Origin of the sequence: Thermoflexus sp. (assembly GCF_042408815.1) — a bacterium.
In the GTDB taxonomy this organism is placed as follows: Bacteria; Chloroflexota; Anaerolineae; order Thermoflexales; family Thermoflexaceae; genus Thermoflexus.
Genome location: NZ_JBHOQR010000023.1, coordinates 96,338 through 112,996, shown reverse-complemented (window position 1 = coordinate 112,996; position 16,659 = coordinate 96,338). Strand labels below are relative to the sequence as shown.

General features: G+C 64.4%; 20 protein-coding genes. 10 read left to right on the top strand and 10 right to left on the bottom strand.

What is annotated here, in order from left to right; translation table 11 throughout:
• The first annotated feature begins 136 nt into the window (after positions 1 to 136).
• The 3 genes from ACFMO3_RS07315 to ACFMO3_RS07305 all read left to right on the top strand — a co-directional run bounded on the left by ACFMO3_RS07315 (position 137) and on the right by ACFMO3_RS07305 (position 2,300).
• On the top strand, positions 137 to 1,441 hold the full coding sequence (locus tag ACFMO3_RS07315) for an O-antigen ligase family protein (protein WP_376789763.1): 1,305 nt from the start codon (positions 137 to 139) through the stop codon (positions 1,439 to 1,441).
• Between the two features lie 37 nt (positions 1,442 to 1,478).
• The gene (locus tag ACFMO3_RS07310) at positions 1,479 to 1,940 is read left to right on the top strand and encodes a GtrA family protein (RefSeq protein ID WP_376789762.1); all 462 of its coding nucleotides are present in this window, start codon (positions 1,479 to 1,481) and stop codon (positions 1,938 to 1,940) included.
• 117 nt (positions 1,941 to 2,057) lie between these two features.
• A complete protein-coding gene (locus tag ACFMO3_RS07305; protein ID WP_376789761.1) occupies positions 2,058 to 2,300 on the top strand; it encodes a SelT/SelW/SelH family (seleno)protein in 243 nt (80 codons plus the stop codon).
• Positions 2,301 to 2,424: 124 nt separating this feature from the next.
• Here ACFMO3_RS07305 and ACFMO3_RS07300 read toward each other — a convergent pair whose 3' ends face one another.
• From ACFMO3_RS07300 to ACFMO3_RS07280, 5 genes are all read right to left on the bottom strand, one after another.
• On the bottom strand, positions 2,425 to 2,892 hold the full coding sequence (locus ACFMO3_RS07300; RefSeq protein ID WP_376789760.1) for an ATPase, T2SS/T4P/T4SS family: 468 nt from the start codon (positions 2,890 to 2,892) through the stop codon (positions 2,425 to 2,427).
• Between the two features lie 92 nt (positions 2,893 to 2,984).
• Complete coding sequence (locus ACFMO3_RS07295) at positions 2,985 to 3,920, bottom strand: hypothetical protein (RefSeq protein WP_376789759.1); 936 nt, start codon at positions 3,918 to 3,920, stop codon at positions 2,985 to 2,987.
• A 41-nt stretch (positions 3,921 to 3,961) separates the two neighbouring features.
• Complete coding sequence (nfi, locus tag ACFMO3_RS07290; RefSeq protein ID WP_376789758.1) at positions 3,962 to 4,663, bottom strand: deoxyribonuclease V; 702 nt, start codon at positions 4,661 to 4,663, stop codon at positions 3,962 to 3,964.
• A gap of 2 nt (positions 4,664 to 4,665) precedes the next feature.
• Positions 4,666 to 5,847 (bottom strand): response regulator, encoded by a 1,182-nt coding sequence (locus tag ACFMO3_RS07285; RefSeq protein WP_376789757.1) that lies wholly within the window; start codon positions 5,845 to 5,847, stop codon positions 4,666 to 4,668.
• A 90-nt stretch (positions 5,848 to 5,937) separates the two neighbouring features.
• On the bottom strand, positions 5,938 to 6,282 hold the full coding sequence (locus tag ACFMO3_RS07280) for a 4a-hydroxytetrahydrobiopterin dehydratase (RefSeq protein ID WP_376789756.1): 345 nt from the start codon (positions 6,280 to 6,282) through the stop codon (positions 5,938 to 5,940).
• Between the two features lie 533 nt (positions 6,283 to 6,815).
• Between ACFMO3_RS07280 and tpiA the strand changes: the two genes are divergently transcribed.
• From tpiA to ACFMO3_RS07265, 3 genes are read left to right on the top strand one after another with little or no spacing between them, the layout of a single operon-like run.
• On the top strand, positions 6,816 to 7,580 hold the full coding sequence (gene tpiA / locus ACFMO3_RS07275; RefSeq protein ID WP_376789755.1) for a triose-phosphate isomerase: 765 nt from the start codon (positions 6,816 to 6,818) through the stop codon (positions 7,578 to 7,580).
• A gap of 7 nt (positions 7,581 to 7,587) precedes the next feature.
• The gene (locus ACFMO3_RS07270; RefSeq protein WP_376789754.1) at positions 7,588 to 8,652 is read left to right on the top strand and encodes a ketopantoate reductase family protein; all 1,065 of its coding nucleotides are present in this window, start codon (positions 7,588 to 7,590) and stop codon (positions 8,650 to 8,652) included.
• Between the two features lie 51 nt (positions 8,653 to 8,703).
• Positions 8,704 to 9,771 (top strand): ABC transporter ATP-binding protein, encoded by a 1,068-nt coding sequence (locus ACFMO3_RS07265; RefSeq protein WP_376789753.1) that lies wholly within the window; start codon positions 8,704 to 8,706, stop codon positions 9,769 to 9,771.
• Positions 9,772 to 9,825: 54 nt separating this feature from the next.
• On the opposite strand, the gene ACFMO3_RS07260 is transcribed toward ACFMO3_RS07265, so the two are convergent.
• From ACFMO3_RS07260 to ACFMO3_RS07240, 5 genes are all read right to left on the bottom strand, one after another.
• Positions 9,826 to 10,116 (bottom strand): ArsR/SmtB family transcription factor, encoded by a 291-nt coding sequence (locus ACFMO3_RS07260; protein WP_376789752.1) that lies wholly within the window; start codon positions 10,114 to 10,116, stop codon positions 9,826 to 9,828.
• A gap of 151 nt (positions 10,117 to 10,267) precedes the next feature.
• A complete protein-coding gene (locus ACFMO3_RS07255; RefSeq protein WP_376789751.1) occupies positions 10,268 to 11,005 on the bottom strand; it encodes a polyprenol monophosphomannose synthase in 738 nt (245 codons plus the stop codon).
• A 6-nt stretch (positions 11,006 to 11,011) separates the two neighbouring features.
• Entirely contained in the window at positions 11,012 to 11,578 is a 567-nt protein-coding gene (locus tag ACFMO3_RS07250; protein ID WP_376789750.1) for a UbiX family flavin prenyltransferase, read from the bottom strand.
• A gap of 69 nt (positions 11,579 to 11,647) precedes the next feature.
• Positions 11,648 to 12,559, bottom strand: a complete 912-nt coding sequence (locus ACFMO3_RS07245) for a helical backbone metal receptor (protein ID WP_376789749.1) — start codon at positions 12,557 to 12,559, stop codon at positions 11,648 to 11,650.
• Positions 12,556 to 13,236, bottom strand: coding sequence for a Type 1 glutamine amidotransferase-like domain-containing protein (locus ACFMO3_RS07240; protein WP_376789748.1), 681 nt, complete (start codon positions 13,234 to 13,236; stop codon positions 12,556 to 12,558). The genes ACFMO3_RS07245 and ACFMO3_RS07240 overlap by 4 nt, the downstream gene beginning before the upstream one ends.
• Before the next feature lie 235 nt (positions 13,237 to 13,471).
• On the opposite strand from ACFMO3_RS07240, the gene ACFMO3_RS07235 reads away from it, so the two are divergent.
• The 4 genes from ACFMO3_RS07235 (at position 13,472) to ACFMO3_RS07220 (ending at position 16,626) form a co-directional block, all read left to right on the top strand.
• Positions 13,472 to 13,771 (top strand): tetratricopeptide repeat protein, encoded by a 300-nt coding sequence (locus tag ACFMO3_RS07235; protein WP_376789747.1) that lies wholly within the window; start codon positions 13,472 to 13,474, stop codon positions 13,769 to 13,771.
• A complete protein-coding gene (locus ACFMO3_RS07230) occupies positions 13,758 to 14,753 on the top strand; it encodes a uroporphyrinogen decarboxylase family protein (protein WP_376789746.1) in 996 nt (331 codons plus the stop codon). Before ACFMO3_RS07235 ends, ACFMO3_RS07230 begins: the two co-directional genes overlap by 14 nt.
• Before the next feature lie 353 nt (positions 14,754 to 15,106).
• Complete coding sequence (hisH, locus tag ACFMO3_RS07225; protein WP_376789745.1) at positions 15,107 to 15,715, top strand: imidazole glycerol phosphate synthase subunit HisH; 609 nt, start codon at positions 15,107 to 15,109, stop codon at positions 15,713 to 15,715.
• 134 nt (positions 15,716 to 15,849) lie between these two features.
• Entirely contained in the window at positions 15,850 to 16,626 is a 777-nt protein-coding gene (locus ACFMO3_RS07220) for a HisA/HisF-related TIM barrel protein (protein ID WP_376789744.1), read from the top strand.
• Positions 16,627 to 16,659: the final 33 nt, after the last annotated feature.

Sequence of the window (16,659 nt, the reverse complement as noted above, 5' to 3'; positions counted from 1 at the left end):
GGTTCGCGACATGGCCGGCATGGATCGATCCCCTCATGGACTCCAGCTGAGGCTACGCTTGTTTGCCCAGAAGCGCGGGTGGGGGATTCTGGCCCTCGTTCTGGGTTTGCTACTGGCATGGAGGCCGGAGCGCTTGATGGGGATCAGTATGGCCTTCGCGGGTCTGCTCGCCCTCCTGCGGGTCCCCGAAGCTGGCCTGGGGGCGGCGTTGCTGACCGGGCCCCTGGCGCCGCTGGAGGGCGAACGCTGGCATCCCCCCCTCCCCAGCGCCCAGATCTTCCTGGGTCTGGCGCTCCTGGGCTGGATCTGGCGAGGGCTGGCCCACCGCACGTTCTCTCTGCCGCGATGGAGCTGGAGTGGGGCCTACGGGCTGTTCCTGGGTTACACGCTCCTCTCCCTTTCCTGGGCTCCATCGTGGGAGGAGGGGCTCCCGGAATGGATCAAATGGGCGCAAATCGGGGTGGTGGTGATCATCACCCTGACCGCCTCGCCGCGCATGCAACGCATCCTTCTGGGGATCGCGCTGGTTTCCGGTGCTTTCCAGGCAGGCATTGGGATCTGGCAAGCCCTCCTGGGGGGAACCGGGCCGGGGCATTTTCAGCTTCCCGGCCTTCCCTTCTATCGGGCCTATGGAACGTTCCAGCAACCCAATCCCTTCGCCGGAATGATGGGGCTGATCGCGCCGGTCGCGCTGGGCCTCGCCTTCGGGCTGCTCTTCCATCCTCAACGATCCCTTCAGGAGAGGGCACTGGGGCTGGGAGCACTGGGCATCGGAGGCATGGCGCTCCTGGCACTCGTCCTTTCCTGGTCCCGGGGCGCATGGCTGGGAGCGGCCGTGGCAATGGGAACACTCATCGGGATGTTACCCGCTCGAGGCCGATGGGGTCTGGCCACTCTGACGGCCCTGATCCTAACCGGGATCTTTCTGTGGACGGCCGGGTGGATCCCAGCGCCCATTCGAGATCGCCTGATGGGGGCGATGGAGGAGATCCAGGTCATCGATGTGCGCGGGGTGGGGGTGAATGATTCGAACTTCGCCATCATCGAGCGACTGGCCCACTGGCAGGCCGCCGTGGAGATGATTCGGACTCATCCGTGGCTTGGGGTTGGGTTTGGGAACTACGCCGCCGCTTATCCTGCCTTCGCCCTGATCCGCTGGCCGAATCCGCTGGGCCACGCCCATAACATCTACCTGAACATGGCCGCGGAAACTGGCCTGATCGGCTTGCTGCTTTACCTATGGCTCTGGATGGTGATCGGATTTCAGACCGGGCGGGCCTGGCGGCGAAACACCGGATGGCGAAGGGGGCTGGCGGCGGGGATCATGGCCGCGTGGATGCATTTGCACATTCATCAGCTCTTCGATAATCTTTACGTGGCCAACCTGCCTCTGCTCATTGCCCTCTATGGAGCGTGGGTGGAGCTTCTGAACGCGGACTGACGACCTTCGGCCCAGAGCCCGAGATGGAGGACATCCCGTGGAGAGACGGCTTTCCCTTCGGCTCGCTCGGGGAGATCTTTACCGAACGTATCGCAAGGAGATCGTGCGCTTTCTAAAGTTCTGTGTGGTCGGAACGGTGGGCTTTGTGGTGGATACCGGGATTCTGAACAGCCTGATCTTCCTGGGCGGATGGATCCCGGTTATGGCCAAGGCCGTTTCGTTCACCGCCGCCGTGATCAACAATTTCCTGTGGAACCGCTACTGGACCTATCCGGAATCCCGATCGAAGCCGATCGGGCAGCAGATCTCCCAGTTTTTCATGGTGAACACCGCTGGCTTGGGGATCAACCTCGCGGTGTTCGGGACCGTCTCGGGGTTCCTCATTCCCCGCCTGGGGCAGGGGTGGGGCGTGAACATCTCCCAGGTGATCGCTGTAGGGATCGCCCTGTTCTGGAATTTCCTGGCAAACCGTCTCTGGACGTATAACGATGTGCCGTAAGGCAGGAAATCCAGGCCGGGACTTCAGCAGCCCTCACCCCCCAAAGGCCATACGCAAGACCCTTTCACCACGAACCCGGTGCGCGCGGACAGAATCCTGATTCAGGAGGAGGTTCAAATGCTGCGGGTTGAAATCGAATACTGCGCGGTCTGAGGGTATCTCCCTCGAGCGGTCAGGTTGACCGAGGAGCTGCTCAAGGAATTCGAAGGCCAGGTGACCTCGTGGACGCTCATCCCCTCCAGCGGGGGCGTCTTCGAGGTCCGGGTGAACGGAGAGCTGGTGTTTTCAAAGAAACAGCTGGGGCGACACGCAGAGGTGGAGGAGATCCGCCAGGCACTGGCGGCCCGGCTGCCCTCATAACGCCAGGAGGGGCGGGCGTCCCACCCGCCCCTTCCTTCATCGCCCCCGGCTGGCGGTGATCGTTCCCACCCCGAAAATCTGGGGGGATAGGCGGATCCCGGTCGGCCGATGAACCCCTTCCACCTTACCCATATGCCTCCCCGATCGCTTTCGCCTGGAAGACGAAGGGATCCTGCAGCACCACCGTATCCCCTTCCATCCCCTGGATCTCTGTGACCCGGGTGATCTTCCGTCGCGAGCCATCAGGGAGACGGGCGTCGGCCATGGGCCACGCCCGATCCACCTTGCGCCCCACGGGTCGAAGGATGCGCTCAATGACCTCCATCCCATGCGACTCGTCCCGGAATCGCACATCGACCTCGACGATCTTACCCGCCCGCTCCACATAGACCTGATGAGGACCATTGACCATGATCTCGGTGATGGAGGGATCACGCACCAGCAGCCCAATGGGGCCGTAGCCCACGACCTCGTCTCCGACCTCATCCACCAGCCGCTCCAGCGCCTCGGGGGGCAGGGAGATCCGCGCGGAGGCCAGCAACTGGCTGACCCGATCCCGGACCCAGCGCCAGCTCTCCGGGGTCATTCCCATCGGCGGCGGCTTCGAACCCCTTCCGCAGCGGCTGGATCAGCCAGGTCCGAAGCCGAGCATAATGCTCGGGGGGATCGGCAGCTCCTGCGGGTTCAAGGCGCCCTCCTTCCCCTCGCAAGCTCCAAGATCTCCTCCGCCCATTCCCGGATGCGATGCGCAGTGGGACTTTCCGGCTCGACCTCCTGGATAGGCTGACCATCCTGCAGCGCCCGATGGGCCGTTACCGGATCCACCGGCCAGACCCGAATGGGAACCCCACCCAGGCGGTTCTGGATCTCTGTCTCCGTCCATGGCTCAGGAACCGCCCAGCGCCGCACCCAGATGGGCCAGACTCGTGGCGATCGAAGGTCCAAGCCTTCCAGTTGACGGAGCACGAGCCGCGCCCGCCGCATCCCGGGTCCATGGCTCTCAAAGGCGAAGAAGATCCGCAGACACCGAGGGAAGATAGAGGCCGCCACCGATCCGATCGGATCTCCCACCATCCAGACCATAAATCCGGCTTGGGAGGCCAGCCGCTCCGCCACCTGCTGGACAGCGACCGGGCTGGGTCGTCCATAGACGGACCAGACATGGAGCTGCTCCCGAACCGGGATCAGACCTTGGGCCGGATCCCGGCCCACCTCCAGGTCCTCCACTGTGAGATGAGGCTCCAGATCGAAGATCAGGGCTCCTCGCCCTAGTCCTTCGACATCGATCAGGAACGTCGGGGCATGGGCGGCCAGAGCGGCTGCCAGGGCCGAAGCCAGGAACTCCCCAGCGCTGCCCGGCCAGCTCTCCCCACAGGCGATCTCCAGCGCCTGATTCCCCGAAGGAAGGAGGGGGCGGGCGGCTTGCAGCGTTTCCTGGACCGTTTGCAGCAGGGTTTCGGCGGAGACCGGCTTAGTCAGGTAGGCCTGCACGCCCAGGAGCTTCTGCTCCGCTGCGGGGGCCATCTGAGCTTTCGCGGTCAATCCAATCACCGGTAGGCCTCGCAGATCCATCCGCCGGCGCGCGTCGGGATCATCGTCCACCACCAGCAGCCTCGCCATGGGAGTGCCTCCTCCGCGGTGTGGCCTATCCCTGGCCCTTTCTACAGCAAACGGGGCTGCCGGGCGGAGGAAATCACATCGGCTCCTCCCGCCGCCAGGTGGGCCAAGCGGGTGGGCTCTGGAAGCCGGTGACCCCGAACGCAGGCCATCACCGTAGCGATCGCGTTCTCTAGGGAGATGCGATGGCCAATGGAGACAAAAAGCGGACTGGTCCCCACCTGAGTGCGCAGGACGGCCCCGATGATCTCCTCCCCATCCCAGAGCGGCGTCCAGGCCCCTGGCTCATCCGGCGGCATCTCGCAGCGCCCCCACAGCTTTGACTTCGCACATCCAATGGACGGAAGATCCAAATAAACCCCGAGATGGGTGGCGATCCCCAGCCGGCGGGGATGGGAGATCCCATGGCCATCGACCATCAGCAGCTGAGGTTCGAGCGTCAGACGGTCCAGAGCCGCGAGGATCGCAGGGGCCTCCCGGAAAGCCAGCAGGCCCGGGATGTAGGGGAACGTCACCGGGACCTCCGCGACCGCCTGAGCGAGGGGCGTGAGCTCCGGGAACCGCATGGCCACGGCGGCAGCACGGGCGAGATCCCCTCGAAAGCCGACATCCACTCCAACAATAATGGCGCCGGGTTCCGGCATGGAGCCATCCCGGATCACCAGAGCGCGAAGCTGTTGCTGGATCGCGATCGCCTCTTCCGGCGAGACATCCCAGGGATGGCGATGGCGAGCCTGGATCGGCATCTTCACCTCGTGAGCGCTACCAGACGTCGGGCCAGCTCGCGGAACTGTTCCGCCAGCAGGCCATCCGGCTGCAGCATGACGATGGGGACCCCCTGATCGACGGCCTGATGGGCCAGCTCAGGAGCCGGGGAGAGGAAGCCGATCGGCTCAATGGAAAGCGCCTCCTCAATCTGCCGTCGGGTCAGGGCGACCCCGGAGACCGCACGGTTCACCACCACCAGACCGAGTTGCTGGGCAACCCACCCGAGCTGGGATAACATCGAGATGACCTCACGGGCATGGACTAAAGCCAGAGAGGTTGGCTCCATAACCAGCACGAGATAACGCAGCTCCCCCAGCAACGCCCGAGCTCCGTCATCCAGGGTATGCCCCATTTCAAAGAGCACGTAGTCCCCCAGCGATGCCAGATGGCGGGCCAGGGTGCGAATGGGGGCGGCAGAGAACACTACCGGCCGTGGCATATAGGGAGCGAGCAACATCCGCAACCCGCTGACATGGCGCGTGAGATATTTCTCGATCGTCAGGGGATCCAGCTCCTGGGGCGGGTAGGCCAGGACATTCGGCAGCCCCAGGGCCTGGGAGAGCCGAAGCAGGCAGGCCAACCCCCCATGCGGGGCCAGATCGGCCAGGACCACTCGAGGATAGCGGAAATCCGGAGGGGGCGTTCGGACCGCTGGGGGGAGGTGGCCGGCTCCCTGGGCGAGGACGACCGCAGTGTTCAGCGCCACGGTGGAAGTTCCCACCCCGCCCTTCACGCCCAGGAAACCGATCGTGGCCGCCTGGATCCTGGCGGTCGCCTCGGCCTTCAGGCGGGCCGCGCGCTGCAACAGGGCCTCCACTCGGGAGATCAGCTCCGCCGGATGCACTGGCTTGGTCAGGTAATCGTCCGCGCCCGCCTGGAAGCCAGCGATCTTATCTGCCACGGCGGTCTTCGCCGTGAACATCAGGATCGGGATCCCGGAGGTTTTCGGGTTCGCCCGCAGGCGCCGGCAAACCTCCAGCCCATCCATACCCGGCATCATCACATCCAGGATGATCAGATCGGGCTGCTCGATCTCCGCCCTGGCCAGCGCCTGCGCGCCGCTGGTCGCCGGGATGATCCGATACCCCTTGCGCTGGAGGATCAGGCCGATCAGCTTCACCGCCTGCAAATCATCATCGACGACCAGGATCGTTTCCGCCATCCCATCCCCATCCTGTTTGTGAGGCTCTTCTCACAACGCTTTCGCGGGGCATCGACAGAACATGGCCTCCGGACGACAGGGAAGAACCGCTCATGTCGGTTCTGAAAGAATCCTCTTCCGGTAGAGGGCATCGGTTTTCGCGGCCATGATGAAATCATTCCGATGCAACCCGCGGATCTTATGCGTCCACCAGGTCACGGTCACCCGGCCCCAGCGGGTCACCAGCACCGGATGATGTCCCTCGCTCTCCGCCAGCTCCCCCACCTCCCGCGTGAACTCCAGCGCCTCTCGGAAATTCGAAAAACGGAAGGTCCTTTCCAGCTGAGGGATACCATCCCGGACGACCACCTGCCATTCCGGAACGCTGGGAAGCAAGGCCATGATCTCCGCTTCGGTCAGGGGGGGCTCATCGCCTCGACACGGAACGCATTTCATCTCTTCCAGCTTCATCCTGCGCCCCTCACGATTTCGCCGAAAGCTTGAATCTGGAAAACCGGGTGGTTCCTTGACCGCGGCCCTTCGAGATGCGGAAAGGGGATAATGAAAACGTCCTCCCATTGCTAAATTAGCACCAAAACGGGAGCGCGTCAATGAACACTGGGGGCTCCGCTTTCTTCAGGGGATGGCGCGCTGCGGGTGGTTCCCCCCTCGGATCTAAGCTTCTTGGGGGGAGCATTCGCGCGGTGCAGGGCGCCGAGGGCCTCATGCCCGGCCTTGAAATCCTCGCCGAGCGATTGAAAAACCGGGGACCCGATAAAATAGAGGGGGCAGAAGGGACACACCGGACTTCCCCGTGGGGGCTCTCATCAGCGAGGAGCGGAAGCGTTTTCCGGATTCCGCGCAGAATCCTGAAGACAACTTCGTCTTTCTCAGCGCGGAGGCGAACAATCTCCCAAACCCGCCTTCCAGCGACATGGCAAGAAAACGGGAGCTTTCCTCATTCGCTGTCTCATCGGGCGAGGTGGACGATGCGACAACCACTGATCGCCGGGAACTGGAAGATGAACAAGACAGCCGCAGAGGGGCAAGCGCTGGCCCGGGCGATCCGAGAAGGCCTCCGGACCCAAACAGTGGAAGTCGTGCTCTGCCCTCCCTTCACGGCGATCCCTGCTGTTCACGCCGTGCTGCAGGGCTCCTCAATCCTTGTGGGAGCCCAGAACGTTCACTGGGAGGACGCCGGGGCCTTCACCGGGGAGATCTCCCCGGTGATGCTGAAGGAGTGGTGCCGATATGTGATCATCGGCCACTCGGAACGCCGACAGTATTTCCATGAAGATGATGAGATGATCCGCCGCAAAGTCCTTGCCGCCCTGCGCCACAGCCTGACCCCCATTCTCTGCGTGGGGGAGACGCTAGCTCAGCGCGAAGCCGGGGAGACCGGAACCGTGGTGGCCACCCAGACCCGACGCGCGCTGGAAGGGCTCTCGCCGGGGCAGGCTGCCCGCCTCGTCATCGCCTATGAGCCCGTCTGGGCCATTGGGACCGGCCGGGCGGCCACCGGAGCGGATGCGGAGGAGGTGATCCGGCATTGGGTTCGAGGAACCCTGGAAGAGCTCTTCGGGTCAGAAGTCGCGCAACAGGTGCGCGTCCTTTATGGAGGGAGCGTGACCCCCGAGAACATCGCGGAATTCGTCAGTCGCCCCACCATCGACGGAGCGTTGGTGGGCGGGGCGAGCCTGAAGGCGGAGACGTTCCTAGGGATCATCCATGAGACGGCGCGGGTGAAGGCCTGAGCTCGTCATGTCGGTGAAACCCCTTCCCGCCCGACGGATCCTGGTCTTCGGCGCAGGAGCGGTCGGAGGATATCTGGGGGCGATGCTGAGCGCCTTCGGCCATGAGGTGATCCTCCTCGGCCGCCCCGCTGTGGTCGAGGCCATCCGACGCCATGGGTTGATCCTCCTGCGCCCCGATGGGTTGCAGCTGACCACCCAGCCCCACGCCATCCCGGATCTGGATGCCATCCCTTCGGAGGTGGATGCTATCTTTCTCACCGTGAAGGCTTACGATACGGAAGCAGCCATCGCCGCGATCCAGCGCCAGGGATGGCGTTCTGCGCTGCTGTTCTGCTGGCAGAACGGCGTCGACGGGGAAGCCCGGCTGGCCGCCGCGTTCGGGGCCGACCGTGTCGTGGCGGGGGCCCTCACCCAGCCCCTCTCCACCGTCGCGCCAGGGATCGTCCGGCTGGAACGGACCCGCGGTGGATTAGGCCTGGCTCCCATGGCTCCGATTCAGGATCTGCGAGAGTGGCAGGCGATCCTGCAGCTGGCTGGCTTCTCCACCCGTCTCTACCCGGACCCCCAGGCGATGAAGTGGTCCAAGCTGTTGCTCAACCTCATCGCCAACGCCACCTGTGCGATCCTGGACTGGCCCACGGAGCGGGTGCTCCGGGATCCCCGGACCTTCGCGGTGGAGCGGGCGGCGTTTCGGGAAGCCCTTGCGGTCATGCGCGCGTTGGGCTTACGACCCGTTTCGCTTCCCGGATATCCGATCCCGCTGCTGGCATGGGCGATGCGCTGGGGGCCTGCCTCTGTCGTTCGACCGCTGCTGGCTTTCATGGGGGCGTGGGGACGGGGAGGGAAACTTCCCTCCCTACACCAGGATCTGCAACGGGGGGCCCGGCTGGAGATCGAGGCTTACTGCGGCGCGGTGGCGCGCTACGGGGCTCGAGTCGGAGTGCCCACACCGATCCACGACGCCCTCGCCGGCATCCTCAAGGATCTGAGCGAGGGCCGGGAGGATCGGGCCGCATGGTGCGACAACGTCACCGCGTTGCTGGAGCGGATAGGGCTATCGGTCCCAGGCTGATAGAACGCGCGGCGTCCTGAAAAACCGGGGAGAGAGGAATCCGAAGAGCCGATGCCTCACCTGAAAATTATCCGATTGACCCGTCGCTACGGTCCTCAGGTGGCCCTCGATCATGTCACATTCGAAGTCGCCGATGAGGAGATCATGGGGATCCTGGGCCCCAGCGGGAGCGGGAAAAGCACGCTCCTGCGCCTGATCGCGGGCCTGGAGCCCCCCGATGAGGGGCAGATCTTCCTGGATGGCCAGGACCTTTCGGGCGTCCCTCCACACCGCCGTCGAATCGGCTTGATGTTCCAGGAATACGCGCTCTTCCCCCATTTGAATGTTTTTGAAAACATCGCCTTCGGATTGCGCATGCAGCGGCTTCCAGAGCTGGAGATCCGGGAGCGCGTGCGCGCCCTATTGAATCAGGTCGGGCTACCCGGTTATGAGTCGCGCGAGGTCCACACCCTCTCTGGGGGGGAGAAGCAGCGGGTCGCCCTGGCTCGCAGTCTGGCTCCGCGGCCCGCGGTCCTGCTGCTGGATGAACCCCTGGGATCCCTGGATTGGGCGCTGCGGGAGCAGCTGATGAGGGAGATCCGGGAGCTCTTGAAGGCCGAACGGATGACCGCTCTCTATGTCACCCACGATCAGAGCGAGGCGATGGCCGTGGCGGATCGGGTGCTGATCCTCCACCAGGGAAGGATCGAGCAAATCGGCCCGCCGGAGGTGTTATATCAGGATCCGGCCACACCCTTCGTGGCGCGTTTTCTGGATTTAGGCACCTTCCTGGAGGGCCGTGTGCTTACTCCGGGGGCCATCGCTCAGGTCTGGACACCCCTCGGGATCTTGCAGGGCCGGCCTAGGGGACCCATTTCGCCGCATGCTCGAGCCCGGATCCTGATCCGCCACACCCCTCGATCGAACCCGTCAGACCATGCCAATGTGCTCGCCGGCGAAGTGGTTGCCCGTTCCTTCCGGGGGCTTTATGTGGAAATATGGATGCAGATCGGGACAGAGCGCCTTCGCTGGCTTTTCCCCGCGAACACTATCGAGGCCCGCCCGGGAGAACGGCTTTCCATCACCGTTCCGGCGGAGGACGTCGTGATCTGGCCCGTGGAGGATCCGCAATCCATCTGAGGATCCCACTCCTAAGCGATCGGGAAGAGGACCCCGTCTTGCTGGCCGTCCCCATCACCGTCGCCCCTTCCGACGAACCGGCCGGAGGGCTAGCCGCAACGCCCGCAAGCCGCGCTCCAAGGCCTCTGGATCCAGAGTGTAAAATGTCTGACGTCCCGCCTCTCGAGCGCGAAGGAGCCCTGCCTGCTGCAAGACGCGGAGATGATGCGAGACGGCAGGCTGGGAAAGACCCAGGGCCTGGACCAGATCCCGCACGCAGAGCTCACGGCCCCACAACAGCCGCAGGATCTGCTGCCGATGGTTATCCGCCAGGGCTCGGGCGAAGCGAACCGGATCTCCGCTCATGGCCTTTTCGGGTTTCAGAGATCGGTCAAGGGGAAGGCTTGGGATCTTCGTGCCAGATCGCAGCGGATTTCAGGGAATGGGCAGCGCCCAAAGGCATCCCGCCTGACCTCCAAAAGCCGCAGGGGGGCCGACGGCGCCCGCTGTGCAGGTTTCAGCCCAAGGAGATCGGCTTCAGATCTCGATAACGCCAGCGGAGCTCCCAGACTCGCAAGGCCGCCTCGATCTTAATCCGCCAGTTCATCTTCGAACGCCCTACCCGTCGATCCTCGAAGAAAATCGGGATCTCACACACCCGATAGCCCAGCCGCTGTGCGATGTAGGCCATCTCCACCTGGAAGATATATCCGTTGGATCGCACCCGATGCAGGGGCATATGCGCCAGGGCATCCCGGCGCCAGCATTTGAAACCGGCCGTCGCGTCCCGGACCTGAAGCCCCAGGATGGCGCGGGCGTAGAAATTTCCCCCGCGGCTCAGCCAGTAGCGTCCAGGCCCCCAGCGGGGATCCACCCGTCCTCCCGGCACATAGCGGGATCCAACCACCACGTGATAATCGGCCATCCGCTCTAGCATCCGGGGGATCGCCGAGGGAGGATGGGAAAGATCCGCATCCATCTGGATGATCGCTTCCGCGCCGATTTGCAAGGCGCACCGGAAACCCTCCAGATAGGCGGGTCCCAGGCCCCGAGGGCCATCCCGGTGCACCACCATCAGGCGGCCCGGGTGGGCCCGGGCCATGGCCTCCGCGACCTCGCCTGTCCCATCGGGGGACCGATCATCCACCACCAAGATCTGCAAATCCGGCAGGTTCAGCCCGAGCAACGCCTCCACCAAGCGGGGCAGATTATCAGCTTCGTTGTAAGTGGGAACCACCACCATGGTTCTCGTCATCGCTTCTCAATCCTCCTTCCATCGCGCGTAAAGATCGTTCTCGATCCCCAGGCGCAGGAGCACTCGCCCCACCGTTTGATCGATGAGGTCCTGGATCGTGCGGGGGCGGCCGTAGAAAGCCGGGACCGGCGGCATGATGACCGCTCCCATCCGCGCCGCCCTTCGCATCAGGTCCAGATGGCCGATATGCAGAGGGGTTTCCCGCACCACCAGCACCAGCGGCCGCCCCTCTTTTAAGGTCACATCTGCTGCCCGGCTCATCAAATCCGAGGTGTAGCCGCTGACGATCGCCCCCAGCGTCTTGATCGAGCACGGAATGATCACCATCCCCATCGTCCGGAAGGATCCAGAGGCGACGGCCGCCCCGATGTCGTGAAAGGCATGAACGACATCCGCCAACTCGATCACCTGGCGGACCGTGTAATCGGTCTCCTGGACAATGGTGAGGCGGGCCGCCGGGCTGAGGATCAGGTGGGTCTCGATCTCCGGGTTCGGGCGCAGGACCTCCAACAGCCGGATCCCATAGATGACCCCGCTGGCCCCACTGATCCCCACGATGAGACGTCGTTTCATTTCATTCGCACCCTGATGGCTCAATGCAGGAGCTACGCAAAGCGTCCGGGTTCCATGAACCCATGTTCCCTACCAGACCGACAAACGGTCCTCGGGGGCAAAGGCATCCTGAAGGATAGGAGGCAGGATCCGCAGGGCGTGCCGCAGGCGGGTGCCATGCCAGAACAGCAGGCTTCCATCGATCCAGCGCACGCGGCCGGTCCGTCCTGCGGGGGTATCCGCGAAGCATGCCCGGACCGTTTCCGCATCCTCCGGCCGGAAGGGATACGGCTCGCTGGGGAGCAGAATCAGCTCGGGGGCTGCGCGCCGGATTTCCTCTTCCGAAAGGCGCGGATATCGGTCATCCCGCGCAACCGGTCGAGCGGGTATCTCCGGGTTCAGATCCGCAGCCAGCGGATACCGCCGTCGGCGCCTCGCGAAGACGTTATCGCCCCCGCATTGGGTCAGCACGTCGTGGGCATATGTCTCTGCGTTGAAGGTCATCCATGGATCCTTCCAGATAGGGCAGAACACCCGAGGGCGCTGCTCGGAATTCATCCGCTGACAGGCCACCCACAAGGTCTCCAGCTCCTCGAGCACCGGTGAACGGTGGATCCCGAAGAGCACCGTGAGATACCGGACGAGGGCGAGGGCTTCCACCACGGAACGAGGGAAAGACACCGCCACTGGGATCCCCCGGGCCGCCAGGGCCTGCGCGTCCGCCTCCCGGTTCTCTTCCACATTGACGAACACCACGTCCGGTCGCAGCGCAAGGATCCGGTCGAGATCCGGGTTCTTCGTCCCCCCCACTGAGGGAACCGATCGCGCCTCCGCCGGATGGATGCAGTAGTCCGTCCGCCCCACCACCCGATCCCCCAGCCCCAGATCGAACAGGGTCTCCGTCAAACTGGGCACCAGGGAGACGATTCGGCGTAGGGGGCGCTCCGATCGAAACGGACGACCCCCCAGATCCCAGAGAGGGGCCTTTATTTCGGAGCTCATCGAGCCTCCTCGCGATCCAGCCAGCGGGCTCCGAAGATCACGGTGATCTCCCCCTCTCCCCAGCGCTCGATCTGATCGCCCGGGCCGAGGGCAAGGGCCGCGCCCTCCGCCAGGCCGATCCCGTAAGCGAAGGGTCGCCGGTGAAGGGCCGCCTGAAGAGCCCGCGCAGCCCCCGGTGTGTAGTGGCTTACGATGAAAGCGCCTGGCAACCATCCCCAGGCCCCCAGCGTTTCCTCCCAGCCGGAGCGCAGCACCCAGGTTCCCATGGCCTCGGCCCCCGCCCCGATCCCCAGCACCACCGCGCCGGAATGATAGGCGGTGATCATCGCCTGAAGGGCAGGCGTGTCGAAGAAAGTTTCCAGCAGGCGTCGCACATCCCCATCGGCGATCAGGATCAGACGGGCATCCAGGAGCAGGCGGGCATGAGCGGTCTGGAAGGCTTCTTCTCGAGAGCGAAGGGTGAGCACTCGGCATGGAGAGCTTCCCCATTCTCGATACTGCCGTTCATATCGCTGAGCGCGTTCCGGATCTTCGGCGGCGGCCATGACCACCACCACCAGGCCTTCAGGGGCGCTCCGGGCCATCGCCATCCGGTGCACCTCTTCCGCCTCCTCTCCCCCACACAGCACCAGCCATCCGTGGCCGCCCCGCCAGCGCAGCGGGCCTTTCTGCCCCATCCCTTCCTCCTCCCTTAATTTTGCATCACTGGACAGGATCTGGACAGGACCCAACGATGAAGCCGGAACGCATGGCATCCTACAAGGAAGGAGAACTCCCGGCCTCCAATCTAAGGTTCGACCGAATGCCCCCCGCATGCGATATAATCTCAAACAGGGCGCAGACGTCGGCGCCGCATCCTCTGGCTGGTGGACGCTTTGCCTGGAAAACGATATACAAAAGGGGGAAGCGCCCATGCCTGAGCCTGCAAGGACTTATATCGATCTCGGATGGGAGTTCCATGTGAAGAAGCAATACGATCAGGCGATCGAGCAGTTCCGCAGGGCCATCGAAATGGATGGGAATGCGGTAGACGCTTATTACGGGCTTGCCCTCTCCTGCAAAGCGAAGGGAGAAAAAGAGAAGGCCATCCAGGCTTTCGAGAAGGTGATCGAACTGGCCCCCACCCTGGACGATCGCGCCAAAGCTCAAATCCTCTCCCGGCTTGCCCAGACTCATCTGGAAACCATACGAGGCGCCGATGGAGAAACGTGAGCGGCTTCAAGCTGCCATTCGGGGCGATGCGGTGGATCGCCCGCCGGTGGCCCTGTGGCGGCATTTCCCGGTCGCGGATCAGGATCTGAGCGCCTTCGCCGAGGCGGTGATCGGATTCCAGCACCGCTTCGACTTCGATTTCGTGAAGATCACCCCTGCCTCCAGTTATTGCGTCCGGGATTGGGGGGTCGAGGACCGCTGGGAAGGCGATACTGAAGGGACCCGGCGCTACATCCGGCACCCGGTGCAGGAACCCCGAGATTGGGCCGCCCTGCCGGTCCTGGATCCCACGCGGGGAGCCCTGCGGGAACACCTGGAAGCGGTGGCGCGGATCCGCCAGGCGCTCCCGGAGGTTCCTGTGGTGGTGACTGTGTTCAGCCCCCTGGCCCAGGCGAAGAACTTGGCAGGTCCCGAGCGACTGCTGCTGCATCTAAGACGTCATCCCGAAGCGCTCGAGATGGGTCTCCGGACCATCACGGAAAGCACCCGCCGTTTCATCCGCGCGGCCCTGGAACTCGGGGTGGACGGGATCTTCTACGCAGTCCAGCATGCGTCTTACCTCCTGCTTTCCCCAGAGGAATATCGGGCCTTCGGTCGCCCCTATGATCTGGCCATCCTGGAGGTGGCGGTCGACGCCTGGCTGAACATCCTCCACCTCCATGGGGAGGCGGTGATGTTCGATCTTTTCATGGATTATCCGGTCGCCGTTTGGAATTGGCACGATCGGGAGACGCCGCCCGCGCTGGAGGAAGGAAGGGAGAAAGTACGGGGGGCTGTGCTGGGAGGGCTCTCCCGGATCCAGACCCTGGTGCTGGGGACCCCTCAGGACGTGGAGGCAGAAGCCCGGGAGGCTATCGCCCGGACCGGCGGGCGGCGGTTCATCCTGGGCACCGGCTGCGTCGTTCCAATCCACGCGCCAGAGGTCAACCTGCAGGCAGCCCGGCAGGTGGTCGAACAGGCGGCACGGAGCGGGAGCTTGTGAGGCTAGGGCTTCGCCTCTCGAAGGCCGGCAAGGAGATCCGCGGTCAAGAATCCCCAGGAGGCCATGCAATTGCTGGCGGAATCCATCCACTACGCACGCCAGGCCTAGGTCAAAGCGATCCGGGCGCTCCAGCGCCCTCAGGCCCGCATGCCTTGAACAATCCCCTGAATGGGGGATGGGCTTTCTCCCCCATCCCCGCTGGATCCCCCAAAACCGTAATCCCCCCTCATGGCTTGAAGCTTCAGGAGAAGGACGCTGTCGCCCTCTCGACTTATGCTTCGTCACGCACCTGCAATGGGGAGGGGATAATCGGTTGCGCTAAAATAGGGGGAAACGCTCTGGCTGGAGCGCGCATGACACGGGTGCTGGTGATCGATTATGGGATCGGGAATCTGGGAAACGTGGTCCGGGCGTTCCGGCGGCTGGGGGCGGAGGTGCGCCTCAGCGAGCGCCCGGAGGACCTGGGCTGGGCGGAGAAGATCGTGCTGCCCGGAGTGGGTGCCTTCGGGGATGGGATGGCCGGGCTGATGGCGCGCGGGTGGGTCGAGCCGCTGAAGCGAGCAGTCGCCAGCGGGATCCCCTTGCTGGGCATCTGCCTGGGGATGCAGCTGCTCTTTGAGGAAAGCGAGGAGATGGGCCACCACAGGGGTCTGGGATTGCTGCGTGGCCGGGTGCGCCGTTTTCCCCCTGAGGCCGGCAAAGTGCCTCAGATCGGCTGGAACCGCCTGGAGCATGCCGGGGCCCATCCCCTGCTCGACCGTGTGCCTCCCGGCGCTTACGTGTATTTCGTTCACGGCTATTACTGCGAGCCGGAGGATCCGGCCGATGTGATCGCCACTACGGTCTATGGGATCCGCTACGCCTCGATGGTCGCGCGAGGGCCCGTGATGGGGGTCCAGTTCCACCCCGAGAAGAGCCATCGCGCAGGCGAGCAGATCCTGCGAAACTTCCTGAGGCTTTGAGGGGCCAACCCGCCTCTCCCATGGCTGGGGAGAAAATCACCCGCAGGCTGGGTCGGTCGCTTCCGATGGCTCGCCCAGTCCCCAGATCCAGAATCAGCGGCGTAATCCCTGTCCCCATGGACGTATCCGAGCTCATGAAGATCGAGCTGATCCCTTCCATTGATCTCCTCCAGGGCCAGGTCGTCCGGCTGATCCAGGGCGATCCCCGGCGCCGCATCGTGTATGCCACGGACCCGATCGAGCAGGCTCTCCGATGGGCGGAGGAAGGAGCCCGCTGGCTCCACGTGGTCCACCTGGATGGCGCCTTCGGAGCAGAGGGAACCAGCATGACAGGGATCGCTCGGCTGGTCCGCGAAACGCCGCTCATGGTGCAGCTGGGAGGCGGGCTGCGCACGCTGGAAGACCTGGAGCGCGCCTTCGAGCTGGGCGTTCAGCGCGCTGTGGTCGGGACAATGGCCGTGCGGAATCCGGCCGCGCTGGAGGCGGCGCTGGCCCGCTTCGGACCGGACCGGCTGGTCCTGGCGGTGGAGGTTTGGGAGGGACAGCTCACCGTGGCCGGCTGGCGGGAAAAAGCCGGAGACCCCATCGCCTTCGCTCGGGAATGGGCCGCCCGGGGCGTGCGCTGGGCCCTTTACACGAACGTGATGCGGGATGGAACCCTGGCCGGCCCGGATCTGGACGGGGCCGCCCGGGTCGCCCGGGCCACGGGCGTCCGGGTTCTCGTCTCCGGAGGGATCGGGGCTCTTTCCCACATCGAAGAAGCCGGACGGCGGGCTTTCCCAGGCCTGGCCGGGCTGATCCTCGGACGGGCGCTGCATGAGGGGTATTTCACCCTGCGAGAAGCGATCGCCCGCTTGCGGGATCTGGAAGGAGAGAACCATGCAGCCGTGCCTTTTCCTTCCGCTGAATGACGAGAGCGCCTGATCGAACAGCGGCAGGCGCTA